Source organism: Streptomyces phaeoluteigriseus, assembly GCF_001896135.2.
Taxonomy (GTDB): Bacteria; Actinomycetota; Actinomycetes; order Streptomycetales; family Streptomycetaceae; genus Streptomyces; species Streptomyces phaeoluteigriseus.
Map to the genome: position 1 here is coordinate 94380 of NZ_MPOH02000002.1, position 26726 is coordinate 121105.

Sequence of the window (26726 nt, forward strand, 5' to 3'; positions counted from 1 at the left end):
GTGAGATACCGGTCCCGATCCGGTCAAGCCGAGACGGGCCCCGGAGCGTCAATTCAGGTGTTTCCCTAATGACTGCGGTGCGAGGGAGTTCGCGGCCCGGGACAACTTCTAGGGAAAACACGCGACTTCGCCGTGGACCGGCTTCTCGGATGGATTCGACCGCGCTTCCCGGTGCACTCTCGGAGGGACCTCGATTCCCGCGGACAGCAGGCGGCGACAGGCCGCTCCCGGGTCGAGGGCACACGAAATGGACGACGGAAAGAAGGCTGACGGCATGCACCGTGCGCTGTGTCCGGTTGAGTCGCTCTACGTGGGTCAGAGAAGCAGGGCCGTCCTGTCCTGTTCCCTGCGCGGACGCGTCGACGTCGAGGCGCTGTCGGCCGCGTTCGACGCCATGACGCGGGAGAACCCGACGCTTCGCTCCCGCATCGTCGAGGAGGGCTCGGGTTACGCGCTGCGCCTGCTCGACGAGGACGAGCGGCCCCGGCTGGTCACCCGCACCGGCGACGAGGACGAGGCCTACGCGGCGGAGCTGAACAACCCTCTGCCCGTCGGAGGGCCGCTGAGCCGCGCCGTCCTGGTCAGCGCGCCGGACGGCCGGAGCCACCTGTTCGTCCTGGTGGTCGACCACACCGTCACGGACGGCCACAGCAGCATCGCGCTGCACAATGCGCTGTGGGACCGCTACCGGGCGCTGGTCGACGCGGAGCCCGGTGCCGAAGCGTCCGAGTCCGGCATGCCGCGATGGCCGCGACCCGTCTCCCGGTTGCTGCCCGCGGCCGACGACGCCGACACGGCCAAGTACCTCGACGGCCGTGTGGAGGAGACGAGGCGGCACTCGGTCGAGCTGGTGCCGTACGACGTGCGGCGTGCGTCCGCCACCGGTCAGGCGGCCGACGAGGGCGCACCCGTGGACGGGCACATCGAGGTCTGCCGGCTGACCCTGGACACGGGCCTCACCACGCGTCTGCGCCGCACGGCACGCTCCCGCGGCGTCTCCGTGCACGCGCTGATCGCAGCGACACTGCTGGCCACCGCCAGGCGGCGCCTGGACGGCGACGGCCCCCGCACGCTCGGCTGCCTCTCCCCTGTCGACCTGCGCTCCCGGCTGTCGCCGCCGCTGCCCGCGTCGGACATGGTGCCCGCGGTCACCACCCACCTGCAGACCCTGGACGTGTCCGAGACCTCGGACCCCCTGGACCTGGCGCGAACCGTCCACGCCCGCCTGAGCGACTTCATCGCGCGCGGTGACCACTTCCACGAGATGCGCATCACGCCGGAGATCCCCCACAATCCCAGGCTGCAACTGGCCACGGTGATCGTCACCAACATGGGCGTCGTCCCGGGTCCACGGCTGCCGAGCGGACTGGAAGCCGTCGACGTCCGCCTGGCGCCGGCCCGCGAGCACTACTTCCCGCAGGCAGGACGCAGTCCCGTCATGGCGTGCGTGGTCTCCTTCGAAGGTCGGCTCGCCATCGAGTTCCCGCACTACACCGCCTGCTTCAGCCAGTCCTTCATGCAGGCCTTCCGCGACGACGTGCACAGCGGGCTCCTCGACCTGGTGAGCGCGGCGGAGACCGAACCCGCCCGCGCGGCCGCGGGCTGAGCACCACCCCTTCCGCTCAATCACACGCCGACCCGGCGCCGTAAGGAGCCCCACCCCGACATGACCACCGTCAGCGACCTCCCCTCCCCCCTGACACTGCTCCCCCGAGCCCAGTCGGGCGACGAGCACGCCATGAACCATCTGCTGACCGCCATCACGCCGTACGTCGCGCGCATCTGCCGTTCCGTCACCCACGACGACGGTGCCGACGCCACACAGGAAGCCCTGCTCGCCATCTACCGCGGCCTGAGCACCTTGCGCGAACCGGCGGCGTTCTACGGCTGGGTGCGCTCGGTGACGATCCGCGAGGCGATTCGCACCGCCAAGCGTTACGGCGAGGAACAGACCTGCTCGCAACTGGAGTCGCGGCAGGAGACGAACCCCCTGGACGTGGTGCACATCAGCGATGTGCTGGAGCGTCTGTCCAGGGCGCACCGGCAGGTCCTCACCCTGCGCTCCTACGGGCTCAACGAGGAGGAGATGGCCGAGGTCCTCTCGCTGCCCGTGGGCACCGTTCGCTCCCGCCTCTTCCGCGCCCGCCGCCGATTCCAGGAGGAGTGGCAGCCCTCGGCGGCATGAGGCGGGCGCCGTCGGTCGCCGGGGCGGAGTCCGGCATCCGGCACGGCGGCGCTGTGCCCGTACGACGGCGGCCGTGGCGGTGGTCACCGCCACGGCCGCCTCGCCGGAAGCCGACGACCGGCGTTCCTCGCTACTTCACGCGCTCCGGAAGGACGCGCGGCGGCCACTGGCCGACGGCGAACATCCCGAGCGCGTGCGCACGCGCCACCAGGGCGGGGCGGTTGGGAGCGTCGAACCTCCGCAGCATCTGTCCGACGCGGTACTCGATTCCCTGACGACTCAGATAGAGACGGGAGGCCAGCTGCACCGTGGACTCGCCGCCGGCCACACCTTCCAGGACCTGTGCGTCGAGAACGCTCAGCACGGGTCGTCGGAGACCGGCTCATTGTCATTTCCCGGCCGCTGCGCATCTCCTGTGCGGTGCAAAAGGACGACGACACCGGCGATTTCACCGGAAGGCCTTCTGACGGCCCTCCCGGTCACCTTCGCAGTAAAGGTGCGGCCGCTGCCGTCCCGACCAGTGACCGTTTCCGTGAATCGCCCGCATCGGCCCGAGGACAGTGCGGCGAACTGTTCCCGCAACCGTGCGGGAACGGACGACTGGAGAAGGTCGAGCAGACCCAACCCGCATATCTCGTCGGCGCTCAGACCGAATAGGCGGGCGAATTCCGGGTCCGCAGCGTGGACGACCATGTCCCCTGGGGAGGCGTGTGCGGTGCAGACACCCGGTGACGCGGAACCACGCGGTGCGCTGCTCCTGATGGTGTCGCGGCGGATGCGGGGGGTCGGGTGTGGGGCTTGGTTCTTCCTGCGGGGCGAAGCGTCGGGGAAACTCGTGGTCGCCACGGACGTACCGTCCTTCTTCCTGCGCGTGGAGGGCTGGGAAGGGTCACGAGCGCGGAGCGGACCGGGTGCGCCGATGCCGGGGTGCCGGCGGGCGCCCTGTGCCGGCGCGCCACCTCGTCGGTGGCGGTGCCAGGTGTTCCGCGTCGTCCCGGGCAGACCGGCGGCAGGCGCCGGACTCCCGGAGCAGAGGAGCAGAGGTACCGGCACCGGGACGGCCGATACCTCGATAACGTTGTCAGGGCCATTCGATCTCGCCGCTCGACCCTGAGGGAAAGCCGCCTGACACCAGGTTCGCCGCTCTCCCCGCGACACCTGCGGAACCGGCGACCACGACCGGCCGGACGATCGACCTTCGCGATGAGCCCGGTCGGGCGTGACGCAGCACGAATACCTCCGCGAGACGAGTAGGGAATCGCATCAGGACGGCGCCTTCGAGCCTAAGGGCGCGGCAACCGCCTTGACAAGGGTTTGCCAAGTGACCTGGACAACCTGGCAACTCCCTTGCGCCTGACGCGTTTTCGGCACGCGCGACCACCGCCCGACACCTAGGACCGGAAGACCGACGGAGGCTTCTGAACAGGGGAGTTCACCTGCACAAAACGGCTTGCTCCCCTTCCGGACGCTTCGTAAGGTGTTGACAACTTCATCCGTCCGAGCGGGCGATCCGGGGACGAAAGCCCCGCCGACCGCACAACGGGACCAGAGGAAGGACATGCTCGAACAGCCGCATTTCGGCCGCAGGCTGAAGAGACTCCGACTGGAACGAGGCATGAGCCAGGCCAACCTCGTCGGCGAAGGTCTGTCGACGGGATACCTGTCACGACTGGAGTCGGGTGAACGACGCCCCACCGAGCGCGCCGTGACCTATCTCGCCCAGCGTCTCGGCGTGGACGCGTCCGCGCTGACCGAGCCCTCGGACGGCAGGTCCCTTACGGCGGTGCTGGCAGCCGTGACATCGGCGCCACCCGGCATGGACGACACCGCGGCCCTGAGCCGCGCGGTCGCGGAGGACTCCGGCGACGATCCCGCCGCCCGCTGGCAGGCCCTGTGGCTGCTGAGCCGCGCCGCCGGCCGCGACGGCGACTACGAGCGGGAGCGTGTGCAACTGCTGGAACTCATCGAGCTGAGCGACCTGCTGGAGGCGGCGGAACTCCGGGCGCGGTCGCTCGTCCAGTACGCCCGCTGCACCCGCGCCCTGGGTGACATGCGGGCAGCGGAACCGGCGGCCGTGGAGGCGCTGTCCATCGCCCGCACCGAGGGGCTGTCGGTGTCCGACACCATGGCCGCCCTGATGGTGCTGATCAGCATCGAGACGGAAGTCGGCAGACTGGATGCGGCAGGACGGCACGTCGACGAGCTGGAGCGGGACCTGCTGCCCGAAGCCGCGCCGGCCCAGGCGGCCGAGGCACTGTGGACGGCCGCCATGGTCAGCAACCGCCAGGGCGACCACGCGGCCGCCCGAACCAGACTGGAAACGGCTCTGGACCTCCTCCAGGGCAAGGACGACCTGAACCTGTGGACCCGCCTGCGGGCCGCCGCCACCGCCGCCGCGCTACAGATGTCGCCGCCCCGGGTGGCCGCGGCCGACCGCTGGCTGAACGAGGCGGCATGTGTCCTCGCCTTGATCGGCACTCCCCTGCAAGTACAGGAACTGCGAGCGCTACAGGCCCATCTCGCGTTCCACAAGGGCCAGGTGGACGACGCCCGTGCGCTCAGCCACGCCCTGCTGTCCGAGGAGGACCTGCGCCTGTCCTACCGTGACCGGGTACGGCTGTCGGTCCTCGACGGCCGGCTGATGATCCTGTCGGGCCGCGTCGACGACGGCATCGCGGCCCTGCAACAGCTCGGCCGGCAGGCGGCGGAGTCGAAGAACCTCGACCTGGCGGCCCACGTCTGGCAGTCCCTCGCCACCGCTCTGGCCGACGTCCGATCCCCACAAGCACCGACGGGGACACCGGCACAGCGTCACTCCAGCAGTTCCTCGGAGTCGACGGGTGAGGCGCGCGGCAGCGGTCGGTGACCTGACATCTCATCCGGCTGTTCGACGGCCCGCGCGCGTGGGGATCGTCAAGCGGCCGATGCCGGATGAGCCGTGGGAGGTGGGCCGGCGGTGGTGCCGGAGGCGCCGCCCCGTCCGCAAGGTGGCGGCCGACGTCCGCACGGCGACGACCTCGCCCTGGCGCCGCGTGTGACTGCGGACATGCAGCCCGCCCACACCCAACAACGTCGTCCGGAGCCCGCTACTTGGGCGCACCTCTGCTGGGGTGTGCCCGACCAGGCCTCCTCGACCGCAGCCTTCACGAAAGTACGTGTCTGGTCCTCGGTGTCTGGGTCCCCACGGCCGGAACCGGCAGGGCTACGGATTCAACAACCTGGCTCGCCCGATCGGTGGCCTGGAGGCCGATGGGGATGAGGCAGCCGGTGGGGAGTGAGCTGGTCACGCACGCGGTGAAGTGGGTGGAGCCAACCGTGCTCCCCCGTGCGCCAGGCCCCCCGCGCCCGGCTTCCGTTTCCACCCGCGCACGCGGACGGCTGGGGAGCCCGACAGCGCCGGGACTTCGCGCTTTCCAACGCACGGCCCTCCCCTCTCGCGCCCCTTCCTCTCCGATCAGGCTGGCCCGGCTTCGGAGAAGACGTTTGTTCGGGCGCGATCGGTGCAGACGAAGAACTGACACAGCCTTTACATGACGAAGCGGAGACGCACCATGGGCATCATCGCGTGGATCATCATCGGCCTGCTCGCCGGCGCCATCGCCAAGGCCCGTCGCCCCCGCCGCGCCCGGCGGGGAGACCATGCGCCTGCCGGCCGGCCGGCAGGCGCCGTGGTGTACGTGCTGTGCGGCGCGTTCAGGCGTCGACACCTGCTCGCCGAAGACCGCCGCCACCTCGCCCACGTCCTGCACGGCCGACCCCACCAACCCCGCATGCTGGAGCGCAACGCCAACCGCCTCGATCTGTCCGACCTGATCGTGTGCACTCGCGCGCTGCATCCCGCGAGGCCGCCCGGACCCTTATTGCGGCGATCGTCGACACCGACGACGACGCGCCTGCCGGACGAAGCGACCGTCATGTGCATGGACGGGCACGACGTCGACGACTCCCCACGCGACGCCGCCACCGCAGCGGACCCTCGGGGCCGTCGCAGCGGACCCTCGCGGCCGCCGCGGCCGACCCTCACGGCCGTCAAGGACGGCACGAACCACTCCCGGGCGTTGATTTTCGGCGGGTCAGGCGGTCGCGGCCGCCTGCCTCGGCGCCCGTACGGCGCTGCTGGCCCGGATCGGCGACGACGCGTACGGCCGGCGAGCAACCGCAATGACGGCAAGGCATGGGAGCTGTCCGGCGCGAAAGCCGCCGTCGGCCACGAACGGATGTGCGTCCCGGAAAGGCCAGCAGCACGTTCTGGTGCCCCAGCCTTCCAGGCGGTGCCCCCTCACCGCCACGGACTGCCCTGGCTTCTCCCTACGGCGACGTGCATCCGTCCGGGTCAGTTGTGATGGCGGCGGGTCCGGGCTCGGGCGAGGGTGGGTGGTGTTCGACGTCTGTGTCGGCACCCCATCCCCTGTTCCAAGGAGCATTCATGTCCGATCGCAATACCCTCATCCGCAGCCTGCACGATGTGGGTCTGGCAGCCTGGTTCGGCGGCTCTCTCATGGGCGCGGTAGGTCTCAACGGGGCGGCAAAGGACCAAAGCGAGACGGCCCAGGCCAGGGCGCGGATCGCCTCGTCGGGGTGGGCGAAGTGGACGCCGGTCAACGCCGCGGCCATCGGCGCGCACCTGTTCGGCGGCGGCGGGCTGCTCGCGGTGAACGCTCACCGGGTCGCCGCCCAGAAGGGGGTGGGGGCCTCCACCGCGGCCAAGACCGTCGTCACCGCTGCGGCCCTGGCCGCCACTGCCTACGCCCGTGTCCTGGGCAAGAAGATCGAGCTGGCCTCTTCCTCCGACCCGCAGGACGCCGAAGAGGCTGCCCAGCATCCGATCGAGATCGACACGGCCCAGCGGCATCTGGCCATCGCGCAGTGGGCGGTGCCGGCCCTGACCGGATGCCTGGTCGTGCTCAACGCCCTGCACGGCGAGCAGCAGCGCCCCGAGGAGCAGCTGCCCGGCATGTGGGAGCGGGCCCGCTCCGCCGCCACCCCCTTCATCCCGCAGCACTGATCCGCGTCGCGACGGGGGGCGGACCAGCCGATCAACTCGGATCCGAGCACGCCCCGCAGCCCTTGAGCGTGCACGAGGGCGCGCCGGAAGGGGCGCCCTCGCCTGGTGGAGGCCCGCTCGGTGCCGACGGCACGCACCGAGCCGAGCTGTGGCAGTAGGCCCGTCCAGTAGGCCCGTCCTGGGAAGGTTATGGGTTCCCGAAGGTGATGCCGAAGAGAACAGCCCCACCGGTGTCCGAAGCCTGGTGCAGTCGTCGGCCGCACCGCCCCTGTCTCACGCGCCGACGATGATCACGGCGACCCCCGGCCCCACCGGCGTGTCCATCCCCCGCGACGGGCTCAGGCCCACTCCTTCTCCGGCCCGGGCGGGAGAGCAACCCGTCTCCGCCCCGGGCCGGAGAGGGACCCGACGGGGAACCGGTCCGCGGCTGGGCAGACGAACAGCCACCCGTACCGCCACGGACGCTGTATGTGGATGCCCGACGGTGCCATCACGGGAGCCTGCCGGGTATCTGGAACGAGGTACCCGAGACCAGCTACGGCGGATCGCGGGCCGGCAGGCGTCGGTCGTCGTGATCGGCCGCATCGGTGGGCGCACAAGCGCGGCGTGTTGGTCATGTCAGTCCTGAGCCCCTCGCACGGCTCAGGGCTTCTTCGGCACGGCCCGCTTGGCACCTTTGCTCCTGTTGCTGCTCGTAGCGCCGGGCGGCTCTGGCTTTTGCGGGCGCGTTCTTGCGCGTCGCCGCCTTCTCCGGGCGCGTTCTTGCGCGTCGCCGCCTTCTCCGGGCCTGCGGCCGTCCGGGATGGCGCTGTCCGGGATGGCGCTGTCCGGGTCGGTATGGTCGGCCACTTGAACTCGATCTCCACGCCTCTCAGGTGCGCAGTGCACGCCGGGGTAGCGGTGGAAGGTTCCCGATGAGCAGTTCGGAGGCCATCTGTGCAGGTCGGTGAGGGGCTCGCGCGTGTGGGGAAGCGACCGACGGCGGCAGTCGGGGCAGGGCAAGCCGCGCCGCCGGATGCTGAAACGGCAGGGAGGACCTGTCGGCTCGGCTCGGCCGACGGGCACCGTCACCCCGGATGCCTGGGGCCTCTCCCCGGTCATCCCGCCCCCGTGGCATGGCGATCCGTCGGCGCGCGATGAGCGCCAGGCCCGGATGGGACCTACGGTTGGGGGGGAAGGGCCCACATGTGCGGAACTCGGATCTCCGCCTCACATCCCGTCTTGCCGCCTCACAGCGCGCGGGCTCGAAAACCCGCCAGGAGGGCACACGCCATGTCCACTGCAGCGGACACCCCGTCCTGGAAACCTGCGCCGCCATGACGGTCGACTCGATCGAGCGACGCGGTATGGGTCCGGACATGTTCGTGCTCACGCGCATCGCGCCACCCGTCGCCTCGGACGCCCCGCCCGTCTCCTACGCGGCCCACATCGACCCCGCCAGGAAAGCCGGCCTGACCGTCGAAGAACTGCGGGCGTCCTGGTCGCCGTCGCACTCACAGTGAGCACCGCCCGCGTCACGACGGCAGCGGACAACATCGTCACGGCGTTCGGCATCGCCGCCGCCCCCGCCGCCGTCGCCGATATCGGTGTCGGCGCGCGAGGCTGACAGCAGCCGTCCACCAGGCATCGATGACCCGCGCGGCCACCACCGGACACAAGGCCAAGGAACTGCCCGCCCCGCACGGCGCGCCCTGTGCCGGGCGTCCCCGTGGCCGCAGAATCAGGCAGGAGCGTCTCGATGTCCCAGAACGCGACCACGGCCATGCGCGCCGCACCCCACACGACGCCCGAGGAGCGCGCGGCCCTCGGCAAGGAGGCACGGCGCCGCTCGCCGCGGTCGGACCACGCCGTGTACAGGCCTTCTCCCGACCGGCCGGACCCGCTGGCGATTCTTCGGGCCCAGTCCGAGACACGGGTGCCCGAACTCGTCCCGATCCGCTACGGCCGGATGATGGAGTCCCCGTTCCGCTTCTACCGGGGCGCCGCCGCGATCATGGCGTCCGACCTGGCCGACAGCCCGGTCTCGGGACTCACGGCCCAGCTGTGCGGGGACGCGCACCTGTTGAACTTCCGTTTGCTCGCCTCGCCGGAACGGCAGTTGGTGTTCGACATCAACGACTTCGACGAGACGCTGCCGGGCCCCTGGGAGTGGGACGTCAAGCGCCTCTCGGCGAGCCTCGTCATCGCGGGCCGGGCGAACGGCTTCGACGACGACGAACGCGCCCGCGTCGTGAGCGCCACGGTCCGTTCCTACCGCAAGGCGATGATCCGATTCGCGGAGACGGGCAACCTGGAGGTCTGGTACGCCAAGATCGACGCGGACCTCCTCGAATCGCTGACCTCGGGCCGGCTGCATGCGACGAAGCGCGGGCGGAAGAACCTGGCCCGCGCGACGGCGAAGGCCCGTACTCGCGACAGCCTCCAGGCTTTCGGCAAGCTCACCGAGACGGTCGACGGCCGGCCCAGGATCGCGGCGGATCCCCCACTGCTCGTCCCGGTCGGCGACCTGCTGCCGGACGTCGAGCGCAGCGCGCTGGAGCGCCAGTTCCGCGGTCTGATCGAGCGGTATGGACGCACTCTCGCCTCTGACCGGCGCACGCTGCTGGAGGACTACCGGCTGGCCGACGTCGCTCGCAAGGTGGTCGGTGTCGGCAGCGTCGGAACCAGGTGCTGGATCTTCCTGCTCCTCGGTCGGGACGACCAGGACCCGCTCTTCCTCCAGGCCAAGGAGGCCGACACCTCGGTGCTCGCCGCGCACGTCGGCGCGAGCCGGTACAGCAATCAGGGCGAGCGGGTGGTCTCGGGCCAGCGGCTGATGCAGGCCACCAGCGACATCTTCCTCGGCTGGGAGCGGGTGGACGGGATCGACGGCAAGCAGCGCGACTTCTACGTCCGCCAGCTCCGCGACTGGAAGGGCATCGCCATGCCGGAGAAGATGCGGCCGGAAGACATGCGGGCGTTCGGCGAACTGTGCGGGGTCACGCTGGCCCGCGCGCACGCCCGGTCCGGCGACCGCATCGCGATCGCCGCCTACCTGGGCAGCGGCGACGCGTTCGACCGCGCACTCGCCACCTTCGCGGAGTCGTACGCCGACCAGAACGAGCGTGACCACCAGGCCTTGGTCGACGCGGTGCGCGCGGGCGGGCTCCCTACGGGGGAACTCCCGGCAGCCTGACCCGGGAGAACACACCCGGCTCGCCTCCGACCGCGTACAGGCCCCGCGTTGCTGCGGCGAGGGAGCCTGTCGCTGTCGTTGTCGTCACCGCCAAGCAACCTCCCCGGCTCCAGGAGCATGAGAGCTGGCGCCGGACGAGTTGCGGGCATAGGGAAGCGGGGCGGGGGCCGCCGTCGACCCCCGCCCCGTCCGGCTCTCACGCCGTGGATGCCCCCGCTACCCGGCCGGAACCGTGTCCTGGAACGTCGTGCCCGCACTGCGGTACGCCCCGACCATCGCGTTCACCTGCGACGGGGTGAGCACCTGGTCCTTCACATGGAGGACGTAGTCCACCTGCTGGTCGTAGGCGCGGGGCGTGGTGCTCGGCTGCCCCTCCAGATCGATCAGCCACTGGTTGAAGTTGATCGACATCGGCCGCTCGGGCAGATAGGCCGCCCCGTGCGTCCCGAAGTGCTGGCCGTCGACGTAGTACGTGATCTGGTTGTCGTCGATGGTCACCACCAGGTCGTGCCATCCCGCGTACGACCGCCGGGACTCGCTGTGCGCGTTCACCGCCTCCCAGGGGTCGGGCCGGTAGGTCTCCCAGGAGGTGGTGTAAAGGATGTTGGCCGGCTCGCCCCAGCCGCCGTTCGGCAGGTACTCGAAGTCGTACTCGGCGTAGTCGTCCGCCATCGGCGCCTTGAGGTCGTTGATGGTGAAGAACGTCTGCACGATCCGGTCGCCGTCCGGTCCCGAGCGTGGGGCGTCGCTGAACTTCACCCGGGACGCGTACGTCCCGTTCTTGAACTTCATCGACTGCGTCAGGAACTCGGTGTGCTTGGTGGAAGCCCCCGTCCCGGCGGTGGAGGTCTCCAGGTTCATCACCGAGTTCCCGCTCTGCGAGACGAAGGTGATGTTCTCCGGCGCCCAGGTCGCGCCCGGCACCCCCGGACCGCCGGAGTTGGACCGTACGCTCCAGCCGTTCGCGTTGATCTTAGGGTCGGTGTGCGCGCTGTAGTTGAAGTCGTCGAACAGCCGCGGCCCGTCACCCGGCGGGTCGGTGGGCGGGTCCGTGGGGTCCGTCGGGCCGTTGCCCCCGGGAGCCTCGCCCCACACGGTCGCGCCGTTCACCTGGGCCGTCACCCTGGACCAGTCGGCGTACGTGGTCCGGTTGGGGCCGAAGGAGTAGTCGTCGGACTGGACGAGGGAGGCCCAGGACGCCTGGTGGAACCGGAGCTGCATGTCCCCGGTGTCCGCCCCCGGCGCCAGCGAGCCCGCGCCGGGGGTGAAGCCGATCTCCAGGTACCGGTCGGCGGTGGCCGTCGGGGAGGCGAGCGTCCCGAACGTACCGGTGATGTTCGCGCACCCCTTCACCGCCCAGGAACAGGCGAACCGGTAGGCCGCGGAGGCCGAGTCGGCCTTGAAGTAGTAGCGCACCTTGACGCTGCTCAGTGGTACGGAGGTGGAGCCGGCGTTACGCACCTTCAGCCACGGCTCGCTCTGGTCGGCGCTCGCGCCGGACGCGCTCGTACGGTACTGGACGACGATCCCGTCCGCCGCGGCGTTCGCCGAGGACGGCAGCGCGGCTAGCCCGGTGGCGGCCAGGGCCACGGCGGCGGCTGAGGCGGCGGCGGTGCGCAGCCTTTTCCTGCGGGGGTTCTCACGGGGTGTGTGGGCTGGTGTGTTCATGGGCGTGTCCCTCTCCGGAACGGTGGTGGGGGAGTGGTGACGAGTGGGGTCGCGCTGTTCCTGAGGACGGGGACGCGTAGGGGGCGGCGAGCGACCCCGCGTCCAGCGGGCGGTAGGGGACGCCGAGGGCGTCCAGCCGGGCGGTGTGGTGACGCAGCCGCTCGACGAACCCCGGCCAGTCGCCGCGCCCGCCGGACCAGGAACGGTCGGCCAGCGCACAGAGCCGCGGGTAGCTGAGGTACTCGATCTCCTCGGGCGTGCGGACGTACTCGGTCCACAGCTGGGCCTGCGTTCCGAGCACCCGCGCCCGCTCGGTCTCCGCCCATTCCGCGGGAGCGGGTTCGTAGCCGTGGACCGTGTGCAGGGTGACGGGGGCACCGGGCTGGGCGACCGGTTCGGACGGGTCCCCGGACTGGGCGTAGTCCAGGTACGTGGCCCGGTGGTGCGCGGCGACCACCTGGTGGCCGCGGCGGGCGGCGGCCCGAGCGTGCGAGGGGTCGCGCCAGGTCATCACCGTGAAGTCCAGGGGGAGTTCGGTGCCGGTCTCGGCCCAGCCGAGCGGAATCCGTCCCCGCTCCACGAGGAACGCGCCGATCCGGCCCATGAACCAGCCGTGCAGCGCCGCCGGGTCCGCGAGCCCCTCGGCCGCCGCGCGTTCCCGGGCCGCCGCACTGCTCTCCCACTCGGTGGTCGGGCACTCCTCACCCCCGATGTGGATGTACGGCGACGGGAAGACGTCCATGACCTCCTCCAGCACCGCCCGGCAGAAGGCGAAGACCTCCTCGTGGACGCCGAGGACGGTGTCGCAGACGCCCCACCGGGTCCACACGTCCAGCTCGCGGGCCGGGTTGTTGCCCAGGGCCGGATACGCGGCGAGCGCGGCCCGCACATGGCCGGGCATCTCGATCTCCGGCACGACGGTGACCCCGCGCTCCGCCGCGTACCGCACGAGCCCCCGCAACTGCGCCTTGGTGTAGGCCCCTTCGTGCGGTACGGCGTCGAAGTGCACCCCCTCCGGGCCGCTCGGGCCCTTCTGCGACCGGGCCCGCCGGGCGCCGACCGAGGTCAGCCGGGGGTAGGCGTCGACGGGCATCCGCCAGCCCTGGTCGTCGGTGAGGTGGAGGTGCAGGACGTTCAGCTTGTGCAGTGCCAAGAGGTCCACGTACCGGCGCAGATACCCGATCGGCAGGAAGTGCCGTGCCACGTCCAGCATCGCCCCACGCCAAGGCCGGTCCGGTACGTCGGTGATCTCGACGCACGGCAGCTCCCAGGAGCCCGACCCCCGCGGCCCGCCCGACAGGGCTTCGGCGGGCAGGAGTTGGCGGACGGTCTGGACGCCGCGGAGCAGCCCGGTCGGGTGGGCGGCGCGCAGGAGGAGCGTCTGCGGGCCGACCGTAAGCCCGTATCCCTCCTCGCCGAGGCCACCGAGCCGATCGTCCAGCGCGAGGACGACCCGGCCCTGCGGCGACGGGGCCAGCGGCAGCCCGGCGGCGGGGCCGACCAGGGAGCGCAGCAGCCCGGCCGCGGATTCGGCGCCCGGGAGAGCCCGGACGGTGGTGGACCGGTCGAGGGTGAGCCGTCCGCCCAGCGAGGAGACGTTGCTGGGCCGGGGGAGGAGGGGGAGGTCGGGGTGCGCTGCGGGCACGGGGTCTCCGGGTTCGGTTGGCGGGCGTGGGCGGCGGAGTGCCGTGGCCCCTCAGCCCTTGACGGCACCGGCGGCGAAGCCGGAAGTGACATGGCGCTGGAGCAGCAGGAAGATCACCAGGGCGGGCAGCGCGAAGAGCGTGGAGGCGGCCATCGTGGCGCCCCAGTCGGTGCCGAAGGTGTTCTGGAAGGACGACAGCCAGACCGGCAGCGTCCGGTTGTCCTGCTGCTTGATGATCAGGAAGTTGGCATAGGCGAACTCGTTCCAGGCGGTGATGAAGCCGAAGAGGGAGGTCGCCATGAGGCCCGGCGCCAGCAGCGGCATCGCCACCCGCCAGAACGCCCCGGTCCGGGTACAACCGTCGACCTGGGCGGCCTCCTCAAGCTCCGGCGGGATCGTCCCGATGAAGCCGCGCAGCACCACGATGGTGAACGGCAGCGTGATCATGAAGTAGATCAGTGTGAGCGTCGGCAGCCGGTCGAGCATGTCGGTGTCCCGGGAGATGATGTAGACCGGGATGATCAGCGACTCCCAGGGCGCCATCTGCGCGATGAAGACCATCAGCATGAACTGCCGCCGGCCCTTCCACCGCATCCGCGCCACGGCGAAGGCCGCGCCCAGTGCCACCAGCAGGGCCAGCAGGACGGCCCCCAGCGTGACCAGGATGCTGTTGCGCCAGAACAGTGCGAACCCGTCGGCGTCCACGGCCCGTTCGAAGTGGTCGAGGGTCCAGGTGTGCGGGAAGAGCCGCGGGTCTGACGACTGGATGTCCTTGGACGGCTTGAATGCCGTGGCGATCATCCAGTACACGGGGAAGAGACAGACCACGACGGTCACGGCTGCGGCGATGTTCAGCGGCAGGCGCCGGAGTCGAGGGCGGGCTGTGCGCGTGTTCATCGGGTCTCGTCCTCCTGGCGGAACATCTGGCGGAAGTGGAGGACGAGCACCCCGGACATCAGGACCACGGTGATCATCGAGGCGGCCGAGCCCAGGTCGTAGCGCTGGCTGGAGAGGGCCGTCTGCACCGCGTAGACCGGCAGGATCGTGGTGGCGTCACCCGGCCCGCCCCGGGTCATCACCCAGATCTGGACGAACGCCTTGAACGTCCAGATCACCTCCAGCGAGAAGACCAGCAGGAAGATCGGCCGGAGCATCGGGAAGGTCACCGAGCGGAAGATCCGCCCCGCGCCCGCCCCGTCCAGCCGCGCCGACTCGTACAGCTCCAGGGGCACGGTGGTGAGCGCGGAGTACAGGGTGATCGCGGCGAACGGCACCGACTGCCAGACGATCAGCGTCACCAGGATGGCGAAGGCGGCGGTCCCGTCGGCGAACCACGGATAGCGCTCGAAAGAGCCGAGACCGAGGGAGGTCAGAGCCCAGTTGACGATGCCGAACTCCGAGTGGAACAGCCACTGGAACACCGTGGTCGCCGCCACCACCGGCATCGCCCAGGCCAGCACCAGCGAGCAGAGCACCACCGTCCGGCCGACCCGGCGCAGCCGCTCCACCATCAGGGCGACCAGCGTGGCGATCACCATGATCAGGACGACGTTGATCGCCATGAACAGGAAGGTGCGGCCGACCACCTCCCAGAACCGCGGGTCCGCCAGCAGCGTGCGGTAGTTCCGCAGGCCGACGAAGTCCGCTTCACCGGAGATCAGTTGGCGCAGCCGGAAGTCCTGGAAGGAGATCAGGACGGCCCGCACCAGCGGATACCCCAGCAGACAGAGCATGCCGCCGATGGAGGGGGCGATCAGGGCGTACGGCCAGAGGCCGTGCGCCCGGCCGGATCCTTGCCGCCGTGGCGGGGCCTTGCGTACGGCGCGGCGCGGGGCCGGTCGCTGCCGGGGTGTGCGGGGTGCTGGGGTCCGTCGGTCGACGACCGGCACGGCACGCCTCCCTCCTGGTGATCGGATGGCGCGGGGTCAGGAACCGGCGTTCATCGCGCGGGTGATGTCCTGCGAGGCCTTCGCCGCCTCCTCGGCCGGATCGCCCCCGGTCAGCACGGCCGTCATGTAGTCCTTGATCGGGTTCTCCGCCTCGACCGCGGCCCATCCCGGGGTGTTGGGTGTGGCGTGGCCGTTGGCCGCGCCGACCGCCATGGCTGCCGCACCCGGGTCACCGGCCACGGCGGAGGCGAGCGAGGTGCGGTTCGGTACGTAGCTCATGGCGACGGCGAGCTTCTTCTGCCAGACGTCCCCGGTCAGCTCCTTGATGAAGGTGACCGCCTCGTCAGGGTGGGCCGCGGCGGCCGGTACGACGAGGTCGGAGCCGCCGGTGAAGACCGAGCCGGGAGTGTCCGCGGTCTTTCCCGGGATGGGGAAGAAGGCCAACTTGCCTTTGAGTTCGGGGTTCTTCTCCATGACCACTTTGGCCCCGCCCGGGGTGGAGATGAGCTGGGCCACCTGCCCCTGCGCCATCACCTCGGCCTGCGGCGGATCGTCCTCGTCGGAGTCCTTGGGCCCCTTGCCGAGCGCCTGGAGCTCCTCGTAGAACGCCATGGCGCGCAGCGCCTCGGGGGTGTCCAGTGCGCCGGACCACTTGCCCCCCGACTCGGTGGCGAGGTCGCCGCCCTCGTCCCAGATGAAGCCGGCGAGCGCGTACCACATCTGTCCGGGCAGGTAGATGCCTTGTACGCCGCCCTTGTTGAGCTTGTGGGTGGCATCGATCCACTGGTCGCGCGTCTTGATGGCACTCGCGTCGATGCCCGCCTTGTCGAAGAGGTCCGTGCGGTAGATCACGACCCGGTTCGCCGCGTAGTACGGGATGCCGTACTGCTTCCCCTCGTACGCCCCCGGCTCCGCCAGCCCGCTCAGCCAGTCCTCGCCGTTCAGCTCGTCCGTGCGGTCGCTGAGGTCGAGCAGCCCGCCGCTCTCGGCGAACTGCGCCACCTGGGTGTTGCCCGCCTCGATGACGTCGGGGGCGTCGTTGCTGGCCAGGGCGGCGGTGATCTTCTGACCGATGCCGTCCCACTCCTGGATCTGGATCTTGACGTCGATCTTCGGGTGGCGCTTCTCGAAGTCCGCGGTGAACTCCTTCTGGAAGGCGTCCGAGACGCTGTCGCGCATCAGCCAGACGTCCACCGTCGTCCGTCCGTCCCCGTTCGCGGAGTCGGACGGCGAACTACAGGCACTGAGCGCGGTGGCCAGGACGAGCACGGACCCACCGGCAAGCAAGCGGTACTTCACGGTTCACCTCGGAAAGCAGAACTGAGTCCGACCTGACCACCTGACCAGTGATCCCCACTGGACAGCTCACCTCTCGGTGGGGGTTGAAGGTGGCATAGACCAATGAGGTCGTCAACCCCTTGCGTTTCAGGGGGATTTGATGATGTGCGCGTGGCGCGGCCACCTTGGCGGCCTGCCCTAAGCGCTACACTTCGCCTGACCAGCAGGCCAGTTGGGTCGACGCCCCGGTCAACTGGTAAGAAATGTTGGCCTGCCAGGAGGGGAACGCATGGACGAGGATGTGCCGGGGACGGTGCTCAAACGGGAGCGGACGCGCGATGCCGTGCTGGAGCTGATCGAGTCGCGCAGCCCCGGCGACGCGATCCCCTCGGAGCGGGCCCTGTGCTCCCTGCTCGGCGTATCGCGGCCCACCGTGCGTGCGGCCGTCGACGAACTGGTCGCCGCCGGGCTCCTGGTGCGCGAACACGGCCGGGGCATGTTCGTCGCGCCCGCCAAGATCACCCAGGAGCTGGTGGCGGGGGACCGGTCGCTGACCGTGCCGCAGGCGGCGGGCGCATGGTCGAGCCGGCTGCTGGAGTTCACCACCCTCCAGGCGGGAGCCCGGGTCGGCCGCAAACTGCGGATGTCACCGGCCGCCGAGATCGTCTACGTGGCCCGGCTGCGCCTGGTCGACGGGGCGCCGATGGCCATCGAGCACCTGCACATCCGAGCCCAGCTGGTGCCCGGCCTCAGCGCCCAGGAGCTGGAGAGCGGCGACCTGTACGAGCATCTGCGCACCTCCCACGGCGTGCACGTCCATGAGGCGGTCCAGGCGATCGAGCCCACCGTCGTCACCCGCGCCGAGGCGAAACTGCTCGACGTGCCCGAACTCTCCCCGGCCCTGCTCTTCGAACGGCTGACCTCCGACACGACCGGCAGCCCGGTGGAGTACGTCCACTCGCTCTACCGGGGCGACCGCTACCGGATCGTCTCCCGCCTCGCCCTCGGCCCGGCCGCCGAGTTCGCCCCGGACCGGGAGGGTCACCACCCGGGCATCCCGCCGGGCGACTTCGCGCACGGTGACGCGATCACCTCCTCGACCAGGGGGGACGTCCAGGCGGGGGCCTGAGCCTATGCCCCGACCGGCGTCGTACAGGGCGTAACCCCCGGTTGCGCCTCTCGTCCTTCGGGGCTCGACGATCAGGATGACGGGCACATCCGATGCAGCCGAACCCGCGCACGAAGTGCCTGCCGGGGCCTTGACGGGTTCCTCTGCCGCCCTGTGCGCGCCCGGCCGTTGTGGTGGTGGGACACCCCTGGTCACCGCCTTGACGGACACGCTGTTCCAACAGGTGGGACGCCTCTTGGTGCGGAGCCGGGGCTGTTGTAGAACTGGGCCATGATTCCCGAGCCCTTGGTGCGACGCCTGGTCATTGACCTGTGCCGACGCGCGGGCTCGTGTTGTTGTTGATCCAGGCATTCTGACGCGCTCCGTCGTCCGGTGATGTCACCCGGCCGGGGGCCCTTCTCGCACCCTGGCCGCAGGGTGCTCCCTCTCCTTCGTCCAGCATCACTTTCGCTCGGGGCCGGCCGCCCCTGTGTCGGCCGACGGCAATTGCCCATGTCCCGGCGCCCCATGGAGGACGCCCCATGTCCACAACTTCTCGCCTGCTCAAGCCCGGTACACAGACGGCACCCGCCGACGTTCCGCCCGAACGCCGCCTCACGACCGGAAGGGCGCGGGCACGAGTGCGCCATGCCGCGCTGCCGTTCGGCTCGCTGCTGCTGTTCCTCCTCCTGTGGCAGCTGCTGGCGGCTAGCGGGACGTGGAGCGAGACACTGGTTCCGTCACCGGCCAAGGTGTGGGACGCGTTCGTCGCCGTGTCCACCACCCACGACGGCGTGCGGGGCTACAACGGCACCACCTCGTCGAGCACCTGGGCATCAGCCTGCGCCGCATCGCGATCGGAGCCGGCCTCGGCATCGCACTCGGGGTGTTGTTCGGGTTGCTCATGGGCACCGTGGGCTGGCTGCGCTCGTTGTTCGAGCCCTGGATCACCTTCCTGCGGACGCTGCCACCGCTGGCGTACTTCTCGCTGCTCATCATCTGGCTGGGCATCAACGAGGAACCGAAGGTCACCCTGCTGGCGGTGGCGGCGTTCCCGCCCGTGGCGGTCTCCACCACCACCGCTGTCGCCGCCGTGCCCAAGAGCCTGATCGAGGCGGCCCGGGCACTCGGGGCCTCCCGGTGGGACGTCGTCAGGGACGTCGTCGTGCCGTCCGCCCTGCCGGAGACGCTCACCGGTGTCCGGCTCGCCGTCGGTGTGGCCTACTCCTCCCTCGTGGCCGCCGAGTTGGTCAACGGCCTGCCCGGCATCGGCGGCATGGTCAAGGACGCCGCCAACTACAACAACACCCCCGTCGTGCTCGTCGGCATCATCGCCATCGGCGTCTCCGGCCTGATCATCGACGGCCTGCTGCTGCGGCTGGAACGCGCCGTCGTTCCCTGGCGCGGTCGCGCGTAGAACCCTCTCGCCTCCCTATGCACAGAAACGGCTCCGCCATGTCCCGTGTCCCGCACAGTCCGTCCCGCCGCCTCCTCCTCGCCGGCGCCCTGGCCGCTGTCTCCGCGGCCGTCACCGGTTGCTCCTCGACGGCGAGGCCTCCCCGTCCGGCGGCTCCAAGCGGCTGCGCATCGGCTACTTCGCTTTCCCCAGCGGCGACTTGCTCGTGAAGAACAAGAAGCTGTTGGAGAGGGCGCTGCCCGACTACAAGATCACCTGGATCAAGTTCGACTCCGGCGCCAGTGTCAACCAGGCCTTCATCGGCAAGTCCCTCGACATCGCCGCCCTCGGCTCCAGCCCGTTCGCGCGCGGGGTGTCCGGCAGCTCACCGATCCCGTACAAGGTCGCCTGGATCCTCGACGTCGCCGGGGAGAACGAGGCCCTGGTGGTGCGCAAGGACACCGGTGTCTCCGACGTCGCCGGGCTCAAGGGCAGAACGATCGGCACGCCGTTCGCCTCCACCTCGCACTACAGCCTGCTGGCCGCGCTGGATACGGCCGGGCTCAAGGCGTCCGACGTCAAGCTCGTCGACCTGCAGCCGCAGGCCATCCTCGCCGCCTGGCAGCGTGGTGACATCGACGCCGCCTACGTCTGGCTGCCGACCCTGGACGAGTTGCGCAAGAGCGGCACCCAGCTCACCAGCAGCAAGGAGATCGGTGGGGCGGGCAGACCCACCCTCGACCTCGCCGTCGTCTCGGACGACCTGATCGCCAGGGACCCGCAAGCCATCGGCGCCTGGCGCAAGGCGGAGGCCGAAGCCCTGCGCCTGCTCAAGTCCGACCCCGACGGCTCCGTCAAGGCCGTCGCGGCGGAACTGGGCATCAGTGCCGCGGACGCCGGGGCGCAGCTGCAGCAGGGCGTGTTCCTCACCCCGGAGCAGGTGGCCTCCGCCGACTGGCTCGGCACCGACGACAGCCCGGGCAAGCTGCTCACCTACGTCACCGACACCGGCCGGTTCCTCGCCGACCAGAAGCAGATCGACGCCGCACCGTCCGGGGACGTCGTCCGCAAGGCCTTCTACCTCAAGGGGCTGTCCGATGCCGTCAAGTGAACTCACCGGCACACGGGAGGAGGTGGACTTTGCGCGTGCCGGGTCCGTCCGCCTCGACCACGTCACCCACCGGTACGGCCAGGGCGGCGAGGTGTTCACCGCCGTCGGCCCGGTCGACCTGACCGTGCCGTCGGGGGAGTTCCTGGTCCTGGTCGGCGCCTCCGGCTGCGGCAAGAGCACCCTGTTGCGGCTGATAGCCGGATTCGAACGGCCCACCGACGGCTCGGTGCGGGTCTCCGGGGCCGAGCCGCGGCCCGGCAGGACGGCCGGCGTGGTGTTCCAGACACCGCGGCTGTTCCCGTGGCGGACCGTGCGCGGCAACATCGACCTGGCGCTGCGGTACGCGGGGGTGGACCGCGCGCGGTGGCCCGAGCGCCGCGCGGAGTTGCTGGCCCGGGTCGGCCTCGAAGGCACCGAGAAGCGGCGCGTCTGGGAGATCTCCGGCGGCCAGCAGCAGCGCGTCGCGATCGCCCGGGCGCTCGCCGCGGAGAACCCGCTGCTTCTCCTCGACGAGCCGTTCGCGGCGCTGGACGCGCTGACCCGGGAGCGGCTTCAGGAGGACGTCCGCCGGGTGACCGACCGGACCGGACGGACCGCGGTGTTCGTGACGCACTCGGCGGAAGAGGCGGTCTTCCTCGGCTCCCGCATCGTCGTGCTGACCAGGAGCCCGGGAACCGTCGCCCTGGATCTGCCGATCACCCTGCCCCGCGGCGACATCGACGCGGAGGAGCTGCGCGTCTCCCGGGAGTTCGCCGAGCTGCGCGCGCAGGTCTCCCACGCAGTCAAGGCCGCCGCGGCGGCCTGATCCCCATAGCAAACGAAAGGACACGTAGGTGAGCATCCTCAGCGAGAGGCCCGCCGCTGCGACGCTTCCGGTCGTCGAACTCGGTCCCCACTTCGGTGCCGAGGTCCACGGCATCGACCTCGCCCGCCTCGACGACGACCAGGTCCTCGCCCTGCGCGAGGCACTCGTCAGGTACAAGGTGCTGTTCGTGCGCGGACAGCACGGCCTCGACGATGCCGCACAGATCGACTTCGGCAGGCGCCTGGGCGAGGTCACCGTCGGGCATCCCGTCCACGACTCCGGTGACGTGGCCCCCGAGGTGTACTCCCTGGACAGTCAGGACAACGGGTTCGCCGACGTGTGGCACACGGACGTGACGTTCGTGCGCAGGCCGCCTGCGATCTCCGTGCTCCGGGCCGTGGTCCTGCCGCCCAACGGCGGTGACACCAACTGGGCCGACAGCCAACTCGCCTACGAGTCCCTGTCGCCGGGTCTGCGGGCGTACGTCGACACGCTGACCGCCGTCCACGACGGCACCCGCGAGTTCGGCTACTACCTGGCCCAGCGCCGGCAGGGCCGCGGCAACCTGTGGGAGGGCGAGGTGTTCACCCAGCTGACGCCGGTGGAACATCCGGTGGTGCGGGTGCACCCCGAGAGCGGACGCAAGGGCCTGTTCGTGAACCCCGGCTTCACCTCGCACATCGCGGGCGTCTCGGAGCACGAGAGCCGGGGCATCCTCGACATCCTGTACGCCCACCTCACCAAGCCCGAGCACGTCGTGCGGCACCGCTGGCAGCCGGGCGACGTCGCGCTGTGGGACAACCGCAGCACCGCCCACTACGCCAACCGCGACTACGGTGACCGGCACCGCGTCATGCACCGCATCACGTTGCGTGGGGACACCCCCGTCGGCCCCGCCACCGCCGCCCGCTGACCCACGCGGGGCCGGCGGCGTTCCCGCGGCCGGCCCCGAGGTCACCTGCGTTCCGTTCCGCGTCGGCGCTCATGGGGCCTGATTCGGTCGGCGTGCCGGGGTCTCCTCGTCCGGCGGCGGGAGCGTCCGTCCAGCCCGGCGGGCCGACCAACGCGACGGGGGGACCGCCCTCTCACCTTCAACGCTACTTCTGGGCCCACCTGCCCACACCTGGGAATTCCGAGCCTGATCCGGGCTGCACAGCAGGACGGGCGCGCCTGACGTGGAGTGGAGAGCAGGTTCCTGCAAACGAGGAACCCCCATGGCGTTCAAGCAGATCACACTGCGCTTCCAGGGATCGTGAAGAGTGCGGGTGAGGAAGGGGTCCCGAGCGTGGGACAGGTGCACCCGGAGGCGTTCGCCGAAGGGTCATGGTGGCCGTGCATCGTTGATCATCCTCACGTTGTTCCGGGACACCAGAGACCGCGGCTCACCTGGTTGCCGAGGCCCTGGTGCGAGGGGTGGCGGCTGGGCAGGCTAGTTTGCTCGGGTGAGTCTTCTTGATGATGTGGCTGAGCGTGACGGCTGGCGGTGCTGGGTGTGCGACGAACCCGTCGACCCCGACAAGTCGGTGAACGACCCGCAGGGGCCCAGCGTTGACAGCCGGACCGCCGACCGGAAGGCCAAGGTCGCCGAGCGGCTCGCGCACCGCGGGTGCAACACCCGCAAGGGCGCGGTCAAGGCGGTCATCGCCTGGCCGGACCGCCTGTACGTGGTCGAACCCGCGCCGCTGATCACCGTTGCCGCGAGACTGGAGCGCAAGGGGGGCCGCGAGATGGTGGGCCGTTGTCCGACCAGGCAGGACGCCCAAGAAGCGGCGGATTGGCTGGTGGACAGGTTCTCCCGACTGGTTCCGGGGCTGCCGGTGACCGCCGACATCGAGGCGGGCGGCGGCCAGTTCCTCGTCATCCTGGCCACCGGCCGCCGCTGACCGGGGACCACGAGCGCATACTCGCGTCGAGGTGAACCGGCGGCCCACATCGACCAGTCCTGGCGCGAGCTGACCCGCGGGCGGCGGCCGGGTGTCCGACGGTGCGGCCCGCCGGGCGACATCGAGTGGCCCGCCCTGAGCAACGACCCAGAGTCGGCCGACTCGGCCGAGACACCCGACTTCGGCGGCGGGATCTCCTCGTCGTGACGGGCGGCTTCTCGGTGCCGGGCGGGCCCGCGCCCGCACTCACGTCATGGAGACGACGACCTTGCCGGCCTTCGCGCGGCCCTTCTCGACGTACTCCATGGCCTGGAGGGTCTGGTCGAAGGGGAAGACCCGGTCGACGACGGGACGGATGTTCCCGGCATCGATGAGGGGGGTGAGTTCGCGCAGCTGGTCACCGCTGGCCTTCATGAACAGGAACGAGTACCTGACACCGAGGCGCTTGGCCTGTCGCCGGGTCCTGGCGCTGAGCGCGGTCATGGCCAGGCGGAGGACCGGGTTCGCACCGAGTTCGCGGGCGAAGGCCGGGTCGGGCGGGCCCGCGACGCTGATGGCCTGACCGCCAGGCCTGAGGATGCCCAGGGACTTGGCGAGGTTCTCGCCGCCGAGGCTGTCCAGGACGACATCGTAGCCATCGAGGAGTTCGGTGAAGTCCTGCGTGCGGTAGTCGATGACTTCGTCCGCGCCGAGTTCCTTGACCAGGTCGACCTTGGCGGTGCTCGCGGTGGCGGTCACGTGGGCGCCCAGTGCCTTGGCCAGCTGGACGGCGATGGAGCCGAGCCCGCCGGCGCCCGCATGGACGAGTACCTTCTGGCCCGGTTGTACCTGGGCTCGCTCGACCAGAGCCTGCCAGGCGGTCAGAGCGACCAGGGGAAGGGAGGCGGCCTCGGACATGGTGAGGGTGACAGGTTTGGCGGCCAGGTCGTCCTGGTGGACGGCGATGCGTTCGGCGAAGGTGCCGATGCGGTCCTTGCCGGGCCGCGCGTAGACCTCGTCGCCCACCGAGAACCGGGTGACGGACGGCCCGACCTGGACGACCGTCCCCGCGAGGTCGTTGCCCAGGACGAGCGGGAGACGGTAGGGCAGGAACGCCTTGAAGTCACCGTTGCGGATCCTCACGTCCAGCGGGTTGACGCCGGCCGCGTGGATCTCGACCAGGACATCCTCGGCGCCCACCTGCGGGTCGGGCACCCCTGCGGCGCGCATGGTGGTCGCGTCACCGTACTTCTCGACCACGAAGGCCTTCATCATCGTCTCCGTTTGTTCGGTCTCCCGTCCGAGAAGGGGCGGGGGTCTGTTCGTTCGAGGGGGCTGTTCGTTCTGGGGGCTGTTCATAAACGCTTCACGGCTTCTACCAGTACGCGGCAATCCGTGGCGCTCTGTCTGTCTGTGGTGGCCCCGTGTCGGCCCGGCGGTGGGCCACCACCTCCGCCGGACCGCACGTCGCCCAGCCGCGTTCCGGGCTGAGGCCACCGAAAGGGCCGGGGCGATGACGTATGGGCGGCGCCTTGAAGGCGATCCACGGAGCCGGGGATCCCCTCGGGGGGCGTGCCGAGCGGCACGGCGCTGGGCTTGTCGAGCCGGTGTACTGCTCGTCGGTCAGCTCCTCCGACTCGCCGAACTGGTAGCCGTCGGCGCTGTCGAGGAAGGTGCCGTCGGCCCGGGCGAAGCGGTCGAAGATCCGGCGGGCCCCGCCGGGCTCGGCGCCGGCGCCCCAGCCCGTGCCGAAGTTCGCGGTGCCGAGCGCGTACGCGGACACGCGCAGTCCCGTCCGTCGGCCGAAGGCCGTGGAACGCATGAGGGATGTCTTAGCAGGGGAAAACGCTCGTGCTGGCGTGGAGAAGATGAGCGTCCGCCCCATCCGGTGCAGGGGTGGTGAGCGTCAGCCCGCGTTCGGCTGGAGTGTGGCGGACAGGCTCTGCTTGACGTACCGGCTGGTCTCGTCGGCGAGGATCTCGGGCATGCCCGTTTCGATGCCGCGCAGGGCCTGGGCCGCGACGTCGGCGGCGGCCACCTTCTGATCGGCGGGGATGCCGGCGGCCATGTCGGTGTCCATGTAGCCGACGTGCAGCGCGGAGACGGTGATCCCGCGCGACGCCAGCTCCTCGCGGGTCGCATCGCTCAGCGCCCAGGCGGCGGCCTTGGAGGCCGCGTAGGAGCCGAGGCCGGCCGGGTGGAACCAGGACAGGGCGGACAGGACGTTGAGCACGGCGCCGCCGCCGTTGCCCTCGATGACGGGGGCGAAGGCCCGGGTGGCGATGAGCGGGCCGAAGAAGTTGGTCTCCATCTCGCGACGTACCTCGTCCAGGTCGCCGCCGACCAGCGTCGTGCCGGTGGAGATGCCCGCGTTGTTGATCAGCAGCGTCGCATCGGACGCGATGTGGGCGGACTCGCGTATCGACTCCTGGTCCGTCACGTCGAGGCGCAGCGGGGTGACGCCGGGCAGGTCGACCGTCTCGGGACGGCGGGCCGCCGCGTAGACCTTCGCGCCGTGCTCGACGAGCTGGGCGGCCAGGTGCCGTCCGAGGCCCCGATTGGCTCCGGTGACGACCGCGACCGCGTTCTTGAGTTCCATGAATGCCTCCTGGTACTTCGCGGACGCCGTCGGGCCTCCGCCTCAATTAGATTGCGATTACAATCTAAACAGCAGACTACGATAGATGCCAGTCGACATCCAAACGGGAGGTGGTCATGGGCCGCGTATCGCAGGCGCAGGCGGCGGAGAATCGACGGAGGGTGGTGGATACGGCATCGCGGCTGTTCCGGGAGCAGGGCACCCACATCAGCGTCGCCGATCTCATGAAGGCGGCCGGTCTCACTCACGGTGCCTTCTACAAGCAGTTCGCCTCCAAGGAGGCGCTCGTCGACGAGGCCACCACCCACGCCTTCGATGAGCTCGCTCGGCGCCATGCGGCCGGGCTCGAGCGGTACGAAGGTCAGCGGGATGCCGCTCAACGGGCCCTGATCGATGCCTACCTCTCCGTCGAACACCGTGATGACGCGGCGGACGGCTGTCCGGTCGCCGCCCTCGCCGCCGACGTCGCCCGCGGGGGCGAGGACCGCGAGGCCCGCCGTGTCTACGCCGAGGGCGTGGCCGACTTCGCCGCGTTCCTCGCCTCCGACGGGGACGAGGACACGGACGGCATCGCCCGGCTGTGCCTCCTGTTCGGTGCGCTGGTCCTGTCCCGGGCCACCAAGGGCTCCGCGCTCTCCGAGGAGATTCTCGCCGCGGCGCACGCGGCCCTGACGGAAGCCCGCTGACGGGGTCCCGGTCCCGCCGTCGCGCTGCGCGGGCGTCGTCGGCGTCAGCGCGGCAGCAGGGCCGCCACCTGCCCGGGCCGTCGCGAAGGATCTCGTCCGTGCTCGCGGCGGCATTCGCGCTCGCCACCATCGCGAGGAACAGTGCGGCGGACACGACGCGCGCCGGCGTCGCGGCGTCCTCCTGGCCCGTCCGACAATCCCGGCGCGATGGACTCCCGAAGGGGGCTGCGAACAGCAGCCGCCCGCCTGCTGAGCCCCGGCGACCAGCCAGTGCACCCGGGCGCGGGGCGGGACATGGGTCCGTCACGGGCCCC

The 26726-nt window shown here is 70.6% G+C and carries 22 protein-coding genes and 2 pseudogenes; 14 read left to right on the forward strand and 10 right to left on the reverse strand.

The features are described from left to right. Positions 1–274 precede the first annotated feature (274 nt). Both BM536_RS01075 and BM536_RS01080 read left to right on the forward strand, forming a co-directional pair. Positions 275–1606, forward strand: a complete 1332-nt coding sequence (locus tag BM536_RS01075) for a phthiocerol/phthiodiolone dimycocerosyl transferase family protein (RefSeq protein WP_094102420.1) — start codon at positions 275–277, stop codon at positions 1604–1606. A gap of 60 nt (positions 1607–1666) precedes the next feature. Next, positions 1667–2185 (forward strand): RNA polymerase sigma factor, encoded by a 519-nt coding sequence (locus tag BM536_RS01080; RefSeq protein WP_073497750.1) that lies wholly within the window; start codon positions 1667–1669, stop codon positions 2183–2185. Positions 2186–2315: 130 nt separating this feature from the next. On the opposite strand, the gene BM536_RS42160 is transcribed toward BM536_RS01080, so the two are convergent. Then, on the reverse strand, positions 2316–2549 hold the full coding sequence (locus BM536_RS42160) for a LuxR C-terminal-related transcriptional regulator (RefSeq protein ID WP_245873206.1): 234 nt from the start codon (positions 2547–2549) through the stop codon (positions 2316–2318). After that, entirely contained in the window at positions 2543–2878 is a 336-nt protein-coding gene (locus BM536_RS42165) for a PAS domain-containing protein (RefSeq protein ID WP_245873207.1), read from the reverse strand. Before BM536_RS42165 ends, BM536_RS42160 begins: the two co-directional genes overlap by 7 nt. Before the next feature lie 865 nt (positions 2879–3743). Between BM536_RS42165 and BM536_RS01090 the strand changes: the two genes are divergently transcribed. From BM536_RS01090 to BM536_RS01110, 5 genes are all read left to right on the forward strand, one after another. Next, positions 3744–5051 carry a helix-turn-helix domain-containing protein gene (locus BM536_RS01090; protein ID WP_073497749.1) on the forward strand — a complete coding sequence of 436 codons (1308 nt, stop codon included), beginning with the start codon at positions 3744–3746 and terminating at the stop codon, positions 5049–5051. Positions 5052–5736: 685 nt separating this feature from the next. Next, positions 5737–6528 (forward strand): GlsB/YeaQ/YmgE family stress response membrane protein, encoded by a 792-nt coding sequence (locus BM536_RS42170; RefSeq protein WP_094102374.1) that lies wholly within the window; start codon positions 5737–5739, stop codon positions 6526–6528. A gap of 83 nt (positions 6529–6611) precedes the next feature. Beyond that, positions 6612–7190: a hypothetical protein gene (locus BM536_RS01100; protein ID WP_073491509.1), complete on the forward strand. Its 579-nt coding sequence runs from the start codon at positions 6612–6614 to the stop codon at positions 7188–7190. Between the two features lie 1316 nt (positions 7191–8506). Next, entirely contained in the window at positions 8507–8692 is a 186-nt protein-coding gene (locus BM536_RS42175) for a hypothetical protein (protein ID WP_245873209.1), read from the forward strand. 236 nt (positions 8693–8928) lie between these two features. Then, complete coding sequence (locus tag BM536_RS01110) at positions 8929–10365, forward strand: DUF2252 domain-containing protein (protein ID WP_073491510.1); 1437 nt, start codon at positions 8929–8931, stop codon at positions 10363–10365. Between the two features lie 216 nt (positions 10366–10581). Here the strand turns inward: BM536_RS01110 and BM536_RS01115 are convergent, their stop codons facing one another. Genes BM536_RS01115 through BM536_RS01135 form a run of 5 tightly spaced genes read right to left on the reverse strand, consistent with a single transcriptional unit; the run spans position 10582 to position 16866 of the window. Continuing rightward, entirely contained in the window at positions 10582–12033 is a 1452-nt protein-coding gene (locus BM536_RS01115; RefSeq protein WP_073491511.1) for a cellulose binding domain-containing protein, read from the reverse strand. Continuing rightward, positions 12005–13678, reverse strand: coding sequence for a beta-N-acetylhexosaminidase (locus BM536_RS01120; protein ID WP_245873210.1), 1674 nt, complete (start codon positions 13676–13678; stop codon positions 12005–12007). The genes BM536_RS01115 and BM536_RS01120 overlap by 29 nt, the downstream gene beginning before the upstream one ends. 51 nt (positions 13679–13729) lie before the next feature. Further along, positions 13730–14575: a carbohydrate ABC transporter permease gene (locus BM536_RS01125; protein WP_073491512.1), complete on the reverse strand. Its 846-nt coding sequence runs from the start codon at positions 14573–14575 to the stop codon at positions 13730–13732. Then, a complete protein-coding gene (locus BM536_RS01130; protein WP_094102375.1) occupies positions 14572–15567 on the reverse strand; it encodes a carbohydrate ABC transporter permease in 996 nt (331 codons plus the stop codon). Before BM536_RS01130 ends, BM536_RS01125 begins: the two co-directional genes overlap by 4 nt. 36 nt (positions 15568–15603) lie before the next feature. Next, a complete protein-coding gene (locus BM536_RS01135) occupies positions 15604–16866 on the reverse strand; it encodes an extracellular solute-binding protein (protein WP_073491513.1) in 1263 nt (420 codons plus the stop codon). 268 nt (positions 16867–17134) lie between these two features. Between BM536_RS01135 and BM536_RS01140 the strand changes: the two genes are divergently transcribed. From BM536_RS01140 to BM536_RS01165, 6 genes and pseudogenes are all read left to right on the forward strand, one after another. Next, the gene (locus BM536_RS01140; protein ID WP_073491514.1) at positions 17135–17974 is read left to right on the forward strand and encodes a GntR family transcriptional regulator; all 840 of its coding nucleotides are present in this window, start codon (positions 17135–17137) and stop codon (positions 17972–17974) included. Positions 17975–18495: 521 nt separating this feature from the next. Then, positions 18496–19370 (forward strand): annotated as a pseudogene (locus BM536_RS01145) (ABC transporter permease). Between the two features lie 38 nt (positions 19371–19408). Continuing rightward, positions 19409–20460 (forward strand): annotated as a pseudogene (locus tag BM536_RS01150) (taurine ABC transporter substrate-binding protein). Next, complete coding sequence (locus tag BM536_RS01155) at positions 20447–21265, forward strand: ABC transporter ATP-binding protein (RefSeq protein ID WP_073491516.1); 819 nt, start codon at positions 20447–20449, stop codon at positions 21263–21265. Before BM536_RS01150 ends, BM536_RS01155 begins: the two are co-directional and overlap by 14 nt. Before the next feature lie 28 nt (positions 21266–21293). Then, positions 21294–22178, forward strand: a complete 885-nt coding sequence (locus BM536_RS01160) for a TauD/TfdA dioxygenase family protein (RefSeq protein WP_073491517.1) — start codon at positions 21294–21296, stop codon at positions 22176–22178. 529 nt (positions 22179–22707) lie between these two features. After that, complete coding sequence (locus BM536_RS01165) at positions 22708–23148, forward strand: hypothetical protein (protein ID WP_073491518.1); 441 nt, start codon at positions 22708–22710, stop codon at positions 23146–23148. Between the two features lie 246 nt (positions 23149–23394). On the opposite strand, the gene BM536_RS01170 is transcribed toward BM536_RS01165, so the two are convergent. The 3 genes from BM536_RS01170 to BM536_RS01180 all read right to left on the reverse strand — a co-directional run bounded on the left by BM536_RS01170 (position 23395) and on the right by BM536_RS01180 (position 25726). Beyond that, positions 23395–24399: an NADP-dependent oxidoreductase gene (locus BM536_RS01170; protein ID WP_073491549.1), complete on the reverse strand. Its 1005-nt coding sequence runs from the start codon at positions 24397–24399 to the stop codon at positions 23395–23397. A gap of 103 nt (positions 24400–24502) precedes the next feature. Next, positions 24503–24949, reverse strand: a complete 447-nt coding sequence (locus BM536_RS42180) for an aldo-keto reductase family protein (RefSeq protein WP_245873211.1) — start codon at positions 24947–24949, stop codon at positions 24503–24505. 84 nt (positions 24950–25033) lie between these two features. After that, the gene (locus BM536_RS01180) at positions 25034–25726 is read right to left on the reverse strand and encodes an SDR family oxidoreductase (RefSeq protein ID WP_073491519.1); all 693 of its coding nucleotides are present in this window, start codon (positions 25724–25726) and stop codon (positions 25034–25036) included. A gap of 116 nt (positions 25727–25842) precedes the next feature. On the opposite strand from BM536_RS01180, the gene BM536_RS01185 reads away from it, so the two are divergent. Next, on the forward strand, positions 25843–26412 hold the full coding sequence (locus BM536_RS01185) for a TetR/AcrR family transcriptional regulator (RefSeq protein WP_073491550.1): 570 nt from the start codon (positions 25843–25845) through the stop codon (positions 26410–26412). Positions 26413–26726 lie beyond the last annotated feature (314 nt).

Coding starts and splice junctions, on each gene's coding strand:
- BM536_RS01075 (WP_094102420.1), top strand. CDS start 275: ATGCACCGTGCGCTGTGTCCGGTTGAGTCGCTCTACGTGGGTCAGAGA.
- BM536_RS01080 (WP_073497750.1), top strand. CDS start 1,667: ATGACCACCGTCAGCGACCTCCCCTCCCCCCTGACACTGCTCCCCCGA.
- BM536_RS42165 (WP_245873207.1), bottom strand. CDS start 2,878: ATGGTCGTCCACGCTGCGGACCCGGAATTCGCCCGCCTATTCGGTCTG.
- BM536_RS01090 (WP_073497749.1), top strand. CDS start 3,744: ATGCTCGAACAGCCGCATTTCGGCCGCAGGCTGAAGAGACTCCGACTG.
- BM536_RS42170 (WP_094102374.1), top strand. CDS start 5,737: ATGGGCATCATCGCGTGGATCATCATCGGCCTGCTCGCCGGCGCCATC.
- BM536_RS01100 (WP_073491509.1), top strand. CDS start 6,612: ATGTCCGATCGCAATACCCTCATCCGCAGCCTGCACGATGTGGGTCTG.
- BM536_RS42175 (WP_245873209.1), top strand. CDS start 8,507: ATGACGGTCGACTCGATCGAGCGACGCGGTATGGGTCCGGACATGTTC.
- BM536_RS01110 (WP_073491510.1), top strand. CDS start 8,929: ATGTCCCAGAACGCGACCACGGCCATGCGCGCCGCACCCCACACGACG.
- BM536_RS01115 (WP_073491511.1), bottom strand. CDS start 12,033: ATGAACACACCAGCCCACACACCCCGTGAGAACCCCCGCAGGAAAAGG.
- BM536_RS01125 (WP_073491512.1), bottom strand. CDS start 14,575: ATGAACACGCGCACAGCCCGCCCTCGACTCCGGCGCCTGCCGCTGAAC.
- BM536_RS01140 (WP_073491514.1), top strand. CDS start 17,135: ATGGACGAGGATGTGCCGGGGACGGTGCTCAAACGGGAGCGGACGCGC.
- BM536_RS01155 (WP_073491516.1), top strand. CDS start 20,447: ATGCCGTCAAGTGAACTCACCGGCACACGGGAGGAGGTGGACTTTGCG.
- BM536_RS01170 (WP_073491549.1), bottom strand. CDS start 24,399: ATGAAGGCCTTCGTGGTCGAGAAGTACGGTGACGCGACCACCATGCGC.
- BM536_RS42180 (WP_245873211.1), bottom strand. CDS start 24,949: ATGCGTTCCACGGCCTTCGGCCGACGGACGGGACTGCGCGTGTCCGCG.
- BM536_RS01180 (WP_073491519.1), bottom strand. CDS start 25,726: ATGGAACTCAAGAACGCGGTCGCGGTCGTCACCGGAGCCAATCGGGGC.
- BM536_RS01185 (WP_073491550.1), top strand. CDS start 25,843: ATGGGCCGCGTATCGCAGGCGCAGGCGGCGGAGAATCGACGGAGGGTG.